General features: G+C 33.6%; 6 protein-coding genes and 3 pseudogenes. 5 read left to right on the forward strand and 4 right to left on the reverse strand.

The annotated features are described in order from the left end of the window. From B2U95_RS03540 to guaB, 4 genes and pseudogenes are all read left to right on the forward strand, one after another. Positions 1-206, forward strand: a pseudogene (locus tag B2U95_RS03540) (Fe(3+) ABC transporter substrate-binding protein); the annotation flags it as partial. 3 nt (positions 207-209) lie between these two features. Beyond that, positions 210-1,841: an ABC transporter permease gene (locus tag B2U95_RS03545; RefSeq protein WP_296312903.1), complete on the forward strand. Its 1,632-nt coding sequence runs from the start codon at positions 210-212 to the stop codon at positions 1,839-1,841. A 2-nt stretch (positions 1,842-1,843) separates the two neighbouring features. After that, on the forward strand, positions 1,844-2,605 hold the full coding sequence (locus B2U95_RS03550) for an ABC transporter ATP-binding protein (RefSeq protein WP_296312904.1): 762 nt from the start codon (positions 1,844-1,846) through the stop codon (positions 2,603-2,605). Positions 2,606-2,794: 189 nt separating this feature from the next. Beyond that, positions 2,795-4,255 (forward strand): annotated as a pseudogene (guaB, locus tag B2U95_RS16260) (IMP dehydrogenase). A gap of 546 nt (positions 4,256-4,801) precedes the next feature. On the opposite strand, the gene B2U95_RS16265 reads toward guaB, so the two are convergent. Continuing rightward, complete coding sequence (locus B2U95_RS16265; RefSeq protein ID WP_414727659.1) at positions 4,802-4,900, reverse strand: hypothetical protein; 99 nt, start codon at positions 4,898-4,900, stop codon at positions 4,802-4,804. A gap of 117 nt (positions 4,901-5,017) precedes the next feature. Beyond that, complete coding sequence (locus B2U95_RS16270; protein WP_414727658.1) at positions 5,018-5,158, reverse strand: hypothetical protein; 141 nt, start codon at positions 5,156-5,158, stop codon at positions 5,018-5,020. Positions 5,159-5,188: 30 nt separating this feature from the next. On the opposite strand from B2U95_RS16270, the pseudogene B2U95_RS03565 reads away from it, so the two are divergent. Further along, positions 5,189-5,499 (forward strand): annotated as a pseudogene (locus tag B2U95_RS03565) (hydroxymethylglutaryl-CoA lyase); the annotation flags it as partial. Positions 5,500-5,552: 53 nt separating this feature from the next. Here the strand turns inward: B2U95_RS03565 and B2U95_RS03570 are convergent. After that, on the reverse strand, positions 5,553-7,298 hold the full coding sequence (locus B2U95_RS03570; protein WP_296312907.1) for an FG-GAP-like repeat-containing protein: 1,746 nt from the start codon (positions 7,296-7,298) through the stop codon (positions 5,553-5,555). A gap of 67 nt (positions 7,299-7,365) precedes the next feature. Then, positions 7,366-8,223: T9SS type A sorting domain-containing protein (locus B2U95_RS03575; RefSeq protein ID WP_296312909.1), on the reverse strand; the 858-nt coding region annotated here is incomplete at its 5' end.

Raw genomic sequence — 8,223 nt, forward strand, 5'->3', positions numbered from 1 at the left:
TTAAATTTTTAGAATTTCTAATTAGCAAAGAAGCGCAAGACGTATTTGCAACCGTCAATTATGAATATCCTGTAAATCCAGAAGCTAAAACTTCAGAATTATTAAAATCTTGGGGAGACTTTAAAGAAGATAATGTTGACTTATCTTTGTTGGGTGAAAACAATAAAAAAGCAGTCCTTTTATTTGACGAAGCTGGTTGGAAATAAGTCTTGAAAAAACGATTTAACACTTATATAAAACGCGATTTCAATACATGGTCAATGTTAACATTGGCCATTATTGCTTTTGTGTCGTTACCCATAATCACTATATTTATACAGCTTTTTTTAGGGCCAGGAGAATCGTGGCTCCATGTGGTAAAAAACCTACTGCCAGACTATACAGTTAACACCGTAATTCTTATTGTAGGTTGTACAATATTGACCTTTCTTTTCGGAGTGTCTTCCGCTTGGATTGTTAGTCGGTATCATTTTTTTATGCGACAACCTTTAGAGTGGTTGTTAATTTTACCATTGGCAATTCCGTCCTACATTACAGCGTATGCTTACGCTGGTTTTTTTGACTATGGTGGCACTTTAGAATTACTGTTGAGAGTCCTAAATATTAACCCATACAAATTTGATGTCATGAACATCTACGGGCTCATTTTTGTACTCAGTATATCGCTTTATCCTTATGTATATATTAGCAGCCGTGTGGTCTTTCGCTACCAATCATCACGATTAATTGAAGCGTCAAAAATGTTGGGTGCAAGCGAATTTAAAACACTTCTCAGAATTGTTTTACCACTTGCAAGACCAGCTATTATCGGTGGTTTAATCCTGGTACTTATGGAAGTACTTAATGATTATGGGGCTGCAAAATATTATGGTGTTCAAACATTTACCACAGGCGTTTTTAGAGCTTGGTTTTCTTTAGAAGAGCCTTCTACGGCCATTTATTTATCGGCTATTTTATTAGTTGTTGTATTTCTGTTTATTGGTTTAGAACGCTGGCAGCGTGGTGCTAAAAAATTTACATTTTCTTTAAAGAGTGAAGCGAAGCTTTCTAAATTAAAGGTCTCTAAACAAAGCCAATTTGTACTATTCATAATAGTAGGTTTTCCTGTTTTATTGGGATTTGTACTTCCTTTTTTTCAATTGTTATATTGGTGTGTTTTAACCTTTTCAGATGTGGCTTCAGCAGGTTTTTATCCTATTGCATTGCAAAGTTTAGGCATTGCTGTATCAGCATCTTTTTTAACCGTAATTTTTGCAGTGTTTGTTTTATATTTCCCAAAATGGAATCGCATTGCCATACTTAAACAAAGTTCGCGTATTGCTGTTTTAGGCTATGCTATCCCTGGAGCAATTATTGCCATTGGCGTTATGATTCCGTTATTAAGTTTAGATAAATTGGGTATTGAAATAGGTAAAACCTATTTTGATGCTGATATTGGTTTTATGATTAATGGCACTGTTTTTATATTAATCTATGCGTATATTATTCGGTTTTTAGCTGTGGCTTTTAATCCTATTGAGGCCGGTCAATTAAAATTAAAAAATTGCTTATCGGAATCCTCTCGTTTATTAGGAAAAAGTCCTTTTAAAACCTTTTTAAATATTGAATTCCCATTACTAAAACCCAGTTTAATTGGCGCATTTATTTTAGTTTTTGTAGATGTAATGAAAGAGTTACCATTAACCTTAATTCTAAAACCTTATCACATCAATACATTAGCAGTTAAAGCCTATGAATTTGCTAGTGACGAAATGATAATGGAAGCTGCTTTACCCTCATTATGCATCATTGCGACGGGAATTGTACCTATTATTTTGTTAAACCGACTAATTTTGAAATAGAAATGTCAGAAAATACGCAAAAAATCGAAGCTAAACCTACCTCTAAAAATATTTTAGTTTTACAAGACTTGACCAAAACCTTCAATAAGACTAAAACAGTTGCCGTTTCTAAGTTGAGTTTAAACATCAAGAGAAATAGTATCACAGCCATTGTGGGTGAGAGTGGAAGTGGTAAAACAACTTTATGTCGATTAATTGCAGGTTTAGAAACGCCAGATGAAGGTTGTATTCAAATCAATAATAAGGTGGTGTCCTCGACAACAGTATTTACACCACCAGAAAAACGACACATTGGTATGGTCTTTCAAGATTATGCATTGTTTCCGCATCTTACTTTGTATAAAAATATTGCTTATGGTTTAGCAAAGGGAGTCGATAAAGTGAAACGAGTTATTGATTTGTTAGATTTGGTGGGTTTAAAAGATTTAGAAAAACGCTATCCACATCAGTTATCTGGAGGTCAACAGCAACGTGTTGCTTTGGCAAGAGCCTTGGCACCATCGCCAGATATTTTAATATTAGATGAACCTTTTAGTAATCTCGATGCCAATTTCAGAGTAAAGCTAAGAAAGGAAATTTTTCAAATTATAAAACAAACTCAAGTCACAGCCCTGTTTATCACACATGATACAGATGATGCTACTGCAGTTGCAGACGAAATTATGATTATTAAAGATGGGGTCTTGGTGCAACATGATGCGACTAAAGTAATTATAGAACAACCTAAAAATAGTTATGTAGCTTCACTTTTTAGCCGCGGTTGATACTAATAAAATCAGTTTTAGCTTAGATTTTGTTATATTATTGTCATTTTTTAATCTATTTGCAAGATAAGATTGGTTTTTTTGTGGTTATATTCAACGTATTACGTTGTCAAGAATAATGTAGTATTTTATATTGAAAAATAAGGTAAAAAAATACGTAAAAACACATGCAATTATACCTTAATTGTAATGAAAGCGCCCGAAAATAAAATTTTAGGAGAAGGACTTACTTACGACCACGTTTTATTAGTACCGGCATTCTCGGAAGTTCTTCCGCTCGAAGTCAATATTCAGACAAAATTTACACGAAATATTACAATTAACATTCCTGTTATTTCAGCAGCTATGATCACGGTTACTGAAAGTAAAATGGCAATTGCTATGGCGCAAGAAGGAGGTATTGGTGTGTTGCACAAAAATAGGACCATTGCTGAGCAAGCGGCTAAAGTAAGACGCGTAAAACGTGCTAAAAGTGGTATAATTATAGATCCTGTGACCCTGCCTTTAACAGCAACGGTGGCAGATGCAAAGCGAAACATGGCTGAGTACAGAATTGGTGGTATCCCTATTGTAGACTACAAAGGGATTGTAATTATTAGAGACTTAAGATTTGAACATAAAAATGACAGACCTATAGTTGATGGTCATGACGATTGAAAACTTCGTTATTGCTGCTGTAGGTACCTCCTTAAAGATGCTGAAAAGATTCTACAAAAACATAAAATTGAAAAACTACTTATTTTGGATGATAATTATAAACTTGCGGGCCTAATTATTTTTATAGCTATTACGAAAGTAACGTAAAAGTCAAATGCAAATAAAGATAAATACGGAAGGTTACGCGTTGCTGCAGCAATTAGAGTTACAGTTGATGCTGTGGATAGAGCTCAGGCTTTGGTAAAAACAAGAGTAGATGCTGTGGTTATTGATACAGCGGCATGGATACACTGTTTGAGTAGTCACCATTCTAAAAGTTATAAAACAACAGTTTCCTAAACGAGATGTCATCGTTGGGAACATCGCAACTGGTGAAGCCGCAAAATATTTGGTCGAAGAGGGGCAGATGCCGTAAAAGTTGGTATTGGACCTAGTTCTATTTGTACGACTCAAGTTATTGCAGGTGTTGGTTTTTTACAATTTTCAGCGGTGTTAGAAGTTGCAGCAGCTATCAAAGGCTCAGGAGTGCCCGTAATTGCAGATGGTAGAATTCGATATACAGGAGATATTCCTAAAGCCATTGCCGTTGGTGAAGATATCGTAATGTTAGGGTCCTTATTAGCAGGAACAAAAGAGAGTCCTGGTGAAACGATTATTTACAAAAGCCGAAAGTTTAAGCGGTATAGAGGTATGGGTTCTGTTGAAGCGATGAAACAAGGGAGTAAAGACTGGTATTTTTAAGATGTAGAAGATGATATTAAAAAATTAGTACTAGAAGGTATTGTTGGTCGTGTACCATATAAAGGAGATTTGGTAGAAAGTATTCATCAGTTTATTGGAGGCCTTAGGGCAGGTGTGGGCTACTGTGGCGCAAAAAATATTGCCACTTTAAAAGAAACAAGATGGTTTGTTAAAATTACTGCGAGTGGTCTAAATAAAAGTCATCCACATGATATAACAATTACTAAGCAATCATCTAATTACTCGAGATAGCTAAAATTCTTGGGGATACAGGGGCCTTATGATATAACAGTAAAAACAGCATTTTAAGATGCTGTTTTTTTTATAAGGTTTGGTTACTACGCGGTGGTTAATCTACGGCCTGTTTAAGTCATCAATTTAGCAAACAAATCATCTGTAGGAAATACCAATGGATTTTTAGTGAGCACTTGAGGTCTAGTAGTTCATTATAATCACGCTGTCGGATTGGTAAATTATATTTGTTTTAGTTTTTTTTTATAGCTGGGCTTTGTTTATTCACGCTTTTGAATCCCTGTAAATCAGTTCTTAACTTGGCTTTTGTCTCCGTAAATGCGCAATAGATATTTAAAAATCATCTTAAGGTATTCGGTAGAGTAAATAATATTTTGATAGGTGATTATTGTTGTATTCCCTTGAATAACCTCTTCAATATTTTATTTGAGTTAAATGGAAAATAAACAGAGAACTAACGCTGCTGTATTTCAAAAAAGGGTCTACAATATTGATGATTGTAATAGGTTCACTTTGGCTCTCAATACGCGGAACTAAAAAGTAAATCTACCTAATTATCAATCTTATTGTAACACCTGCGTTAGTGGCTCTGTAGAGTAATTTTATCACCTTTTCATCCTTTAGGCGGTTGAGTTTTAAAATAATTTAGGCCTCTTTTTCTAATTTTGAATTTTAATTTCTTTCTCTATTACTTATGTAAATACACGTCGTATCAAAAATAGTGATAGGACGATGCTTTTAGTGCTAGGAATAATTAATATTCTATAACCAGTGTGACTTGCAGTACTTCTGATGTAATTTTTGATTTGACGTCATTAAGCTAAAATCGGTATAAATTTCAGATGTTTTTTGGTTAAAATTTCCCGTTCTAAGTTGAGCATTGCTCTTAATAGCTTTACCCACTTTTTTCTATGTAGAGAATTTTAGAATGTGATTTTATCCCTCAGTGATACAATTGGCAGTTCAGATTCTGATACTATAGAATACTTATTTTTAAATTTAATTCGTACCTATTCCCATATAGAATTTGGCGCACATTTACATACCACACATCGCGTTGGTTCGAAAAAATTGATGCAGCTTACTCAGCCGGTTGCCCATTGGCAAAAGACGTACTTACAGGTAATAGGCCAACCGAAAAAATGTTGTCCTATTTTACTCAGAAAAAAGCACACAATTTAAATGCGATGCCTTTTGAGAGTTCTTATAACGAAGCGACTAAGATTTTTACTAAATATCATTGATTAAAAAAGACTGCCATTTCAGACAGTCTTTAATTCAATAGTTTCGGTCAAGCCTATTTTAGAATAATTTTTTTAGTTGTTGTGAATTCACCAGAAGTAAATTTCAACATATAAATACCACTAGAAAGTGATGACAAGTCAAGTAATTTGTTCTGAAACCCTAGATTTGAACTCAGCGTATTTTGAAATACTTTCTGGCCAGTTGTAGAGTAGATTGATACTTCATTATTATCTGAACTTAAAGTATTCACGTCATAAACTAAGTTGATTTGCTTATCATTTGACGGATTTGGATAAACGCTAAAAGATAAATTATTAAAAACGCTTTCAATACCTAAAGTCTCACTTGTAGCTTTATCAGAAATAATAAAAGCAGTATCCACAGCACTTACAGACCAATAATAATTTGTATTTGCTAAGTTTTTAATTGTCCATGAATTACCATTGACTTTGTAAGATGCAATCTCAGAACCATTTTGAGTCGTCCCTACATTTAAAAAATAAAATAAACCGTCTGATGGTGTAAAATCGTCAGAAGCATTATCCCAAGTAAATGTTATAGAATCATCAGTATTTATTTGATTCGAAAGATTTGTAGGTACATTCGGTTGTGTATTGACCACAGCGATATTGTTTTTATGTAAAACTGATTGAGATACATAAGCAGCATCATCAAAAAAACCAGAAACTAAAATATCCAAGTCGTTATCATTGTCGTAATCTGACCAAGTCACATTTGTACTTCCACCAAGATTAATAAGACCTTCTTCTACCAAGGTAAAAACCGTGCCGTCGTTTCTATAAAGATAAGTAAGGTCATTAAAGTTATTATCTGAACCAGATAATACTAAATCTAAATCACCATCGTTATCATAATCTCCCCAAGCTACTGGCGTTGCACCACTTGAATTACCGACGCCTTCTAATACAATATTTGAATCCGTAAACATGCCGTTTCCGTCATTATTATAAATTTTACTTAAGTAATCATAATTAGCATCATAACCTGTGAATACTAAATCTAAGTCACCATCATTATCGTAATCTCCAAGCGTTACCCAGCTATCTGCTGTGGCAAAAGGGATTTGACCTGCTGAGAAAATACCGTTTACATTATTGAATATTTGAGCATAATTATCGCCGTTTAAATCATAGCCATTAATTATGATATCTAAATCTTCATCTTTATCAATATCTCCAAACACAGCATTGCCACCTTGTACTCCTGGTAAATTAGCAATTGCATCAGAGAATGTGCCATTAGTATTATTATAAATTGTGGTACCTCTTCCATTACTCCCTACTCCTGTAATCAATAGATCCAAATCTCCATCATTATCATAATCACCAAAATCAATAGAACTATAAATGACACCTTCTAACTCTTGTTTTACGATAAAAACGCCACTATTATTTTCATAAACGGTCAAGAAAAAAGAGGTGATATCATCATAATTTTGACCAGAGACTACTAAATCCATATCACCATCATAATCAATATCTAAAAACTTTACAGCTCCTAAATGGAGACCTTGTACATTAGGCTGTGAAATCAAACTCATTACTCCATTATTATTTTCATAGAAATCTACTTTACTTGTGTCAGCAAATTCATTAGCATCTGTATCTAAAGCTCCAGAAATAACAAGGTCTTTATCGCCATCATTATCAATATCTGCCCAATCGGACGAAGGGTACCAATAATCGTTAAGATTTGTACTTAATTGTGTAAAATTTTGTGCTTCAGTGATATTAAAGGTCAACATTGATAGGATCAATATTTTTGTTATTACTTTCATAATTTTTGATTTTAGGTTAAAAAAAAGGTAGCCTAAGCTACCTTTTCAAATAAATAATCGGTTAAGCTTATTTTAGAATTATTTTTTTGGTTGTTGTAAATGTACCAGACGTAAATTGTAACAGATAGACTCCATCAGAAAGGGAGGATAAATCAAGTGATTTGTTACGAAACCCTTGATTTGAACTCAGTGTAGTTTGAAATACTTTTTGACCAGTAGTAGAATAGATTGCGACGTCATTTTTATCTGAACTTAGATCATTCACGTCATAAACTAAGTTAATTTGCTTATCTGTTGATGGATTTGGATAAATACCAAAAGACACATTTTTAGAAATATCTTCAATACTCAAAGATGCTGTAACATCCTCATATACAAAGGTTAAATCTCCAGAGCTAGTTCCTGAAAATTCTGTAAACGTTAATCTATAAATAGTATTATCCGTATATTTTATATAAAAAGCTTTGTCAGAATCGACGACAAAGCCAGTTCCACCAAAAGCTTTCCAATTATATCCAATTGTATTAATATCGTCCGAAAAAGTTAGGTCTGGGTTTGCATGCATACCACTTGGCTCATCATTTTCCGCAATTTCAATATTTGGATTATGTAAAACACCAGTAACATTGTAATACTGTCCTGGTGGATTTAAAAAGGTGTCATACTTTCTAAAAACAAAATCCCAATCAGATGACCCTGGTTCTGCAATAACTTCTGATTCGTTTTGTAAACTGTAATAGTTAAATATATTATTTGGATTATTTGTATTCGGTAGCGATACGTTAGTGTCTGCACTCCACGCACTTCCGTCCCAAGACGAAAACTTAAAATTGTATCCGCTTGCATAACTTTCAATAAAGAACTTTTTATAAGACCCATCTATATATTCCAATACAAAAACAATATCACCTATGACTGTATTATT

The sequence above is a fragment of the Winogradskyella sp. UBA3174 genome (assembly GCF_002364335.1).
GTDB lineage: Bacteria > Bacteroidota > Bacteroidia > Flavobacteriales > Flavobacteriaceae > Winogradskyella.

Bases quoted from the DNA above. Each gene is read 5' to 3' on its own strand.
- B2U95_RS03550 (WP_296312904.1), top strand. From the start codon at position 1,844: ATGTCAGAAAATACGCAAAAAATCGAAGCTAAACCTACCTCTAAAAAT.
- B2U95_RS03570 (WP_296312907.1), bottom strand. From the start codon at position 7,298: ATGAAAGTAATAACAAAAATATTGATCCTATCAATGTTGACCTTTAAT.